General features: G+C 39.1%; 2 protein-coding genes. Both read left to right on the top strand.

The genetic code is table 11. The features are described from left to right. Positions 1–31: 31 nt before the first annotated feature. A complete protein-coding gene (locus AC1WHX_RS12025) occupies positions 32–979 on the top strand; it encodes a phosphoribosylaminoimidazolesuccinocarboxamide synthase (protein ID WP_278585639.1) in 948 nt (315 codons plus the stop codon). A gap of 94 nt (positions 980–1,073) precedes the next feature. Next, entirely contained in the window at positions 1,074–1,814 is a 741-nt protein-coding gene (gene ubiE / locus AC1WHX_RS12020) for a bifunctional demethylmenaquinone methyltransferase/2-methoxy-6-polyprenyl-1,4-benzoquinol methylase UbiE (RefSeq protein ID WP_009318764.1), read from the top strand. Positions 1,815–1,951 lie beyond the last annotated feature (137 nt).

Below are 1,951 nucleotides of genomic sequence, written 5' to 3'. Positions count from 1 at the left end.
GAACTATAACAACATAATAAGTATTACAGAAATGAAAAATGCTTTGGTAAAAACAGACTTCAACTTTCCGGGTCAGAAAAGTGTATATCACGGGAAAGTACGCGATGTGTACAATATCAACGACGAACTGTTGGTAATGGTCGCCAGTGACCGAATTTCCGCTTTCGACGTAATACTTCCAGAAGGGATTCCCTACAAAGGACAAGTATTGAATCAAATTGCCGCAAAATTTCTTGATGCGACTTCAGACATTGTCCCGAACTGGAAAATCGCAACTCCCGATCCGATGGTTACTGTCGGCGTTCGCTGTGAACCGTTTAAAGTAGAAATGGTCATTCGAGGTTATCTGACCGGTAGCGCATGGCGAGCTTATAAAGCCGGAGATCGAACATTATGCGGTATTACTTTACCTGAAGGAATGATAGAAAATCAAAAATTTGAAACTCCGATCATCACTCCGACAACCAAGGCTGATGAAGGCCATGATGAAAATATTTCGAAAGAAGAGATCATTGCTCAGGGTATTGTGTCAAAAGAAGATTACGAACAACTCGAAAAATATACACAGGCATTATTTAAGAGAGGTACTGAAATGGCAGCCGAGAAAGGATTGATTCTTGTCGATACAAAATATGAATTCGGAAAAAAAGACGGTAAAATCATCCTGATTGATGAGATACATACTCCGGACTCTTCTCGTTACTTTTATGCAGATGGTTATGCCGAACGTCTTGCCAAAGGCGAAGAACAACGACAGCTTTCTAAAGAATTCGTCCGTCAATGGCTTATTCAAAACGGTTTTCAAGGGAAAGAAGGTCAAAAAGTGCCGGAAATGACTCCTACATATTGCGAAAGCGTCTCAGAACGGTATATAGAACTTTATGAACATATCGTCGGTGAAAAATTTATCAAAGCTGATACCGAGAATGTCGCCGCCCGTATAGAGCATAATGTCACGGAATTTTTAAACAAACAATAAATGCCGGAATAAATCATACAATGAAAAGCAATTGCCGATAAACACGTTCTTCGGCTTTTGCTTTTCAATATTATTTTTTCAAATAATCCTTTTTATGGATAAATACAAAGCAGAATCGATACTTCCCTATAATAAAAAAGAGTCAAAAAGTTCTCAAGTCCGGCAAATGTTCGACACAATTGCCCCGACATACGACATGCTGAACAGAATGATGACTTTCGGTATAGACAAACAATGGAGACGTGCGGCGATGAAACGGCTCGCAGCATATCGCCCCAAAACAATACTCGACATTGCTACCGGCACGGGAGACTTGCCTCTGCTCATGGAAAAAATGTTTTCTCCCGAAAGTATTACGGGAATAGACCTGTCGGAAGGAATGCTAAATATAGCCCGCAAAAAAATAGATGAATACCATCTCAATGACAAAATAAAGTTCTTCTGCGAGGACTGTCTCTCACTGTCATTTGCAGACAATACATTCGATGCGATTACGGTATCTTTCGGCGTTCGCAATTTTGAACATTTGGAAAAAGGATATTCCGAGATGTATCGGGTATTGAAACCCGGAGGTACATTGGTAGTGATCGAATTTTCGACCCCCGAACATTTTCCATTCAAACAACTTTACCGATTATATACATTCCATATTATCCCATTAATGGGAAAACTGTTTACCAAAGACAGCCAAGCCTATACGTACCTACCCCGATCGATCGCTGCCGTTCCGCAAGGAGAAGAAATGCTGAAAATATTTCATAAAGCCGGGTTTTCCAAAACCTACTGCAAAAAACTGACTTTCGGAATATGTTCTATCTATATAGGAGAAAAATAAAATGTCTTCCTAAAACTATCTTGAAAACCTTTTTATTCTATTTCCAACGAGACTTCAAAGAACCTCTTGCAAATAAATTATTTAGGGAGATTCAGTAAATAGTATAAAATTAGCCAACTAATTCATACACAAAGTTT

Source organism: Coprobacter sp., from assembly GCF_982436375.1.
This window is presented reverse-complemented; position numbering and strand designations above follow the sequence as displayed.

What these genes read in the sequence shown, in the direction of transcription:
- AC1WHX_RS12025 (WP_278585639.1), top strand. Translation starts at nt 32, where the DNA reads ATGAAAAATGCTTTGGTAAAAACAGACTTCAACTTTCCGGGTCAGAAA.
- ubiE (WP_009318764.1), top strand. Translation starts at nt 1,074, where the DNA reads ATGGATAAATACAAAGCAGAATCGATACTTCCCTATAATAAAAAAGAG.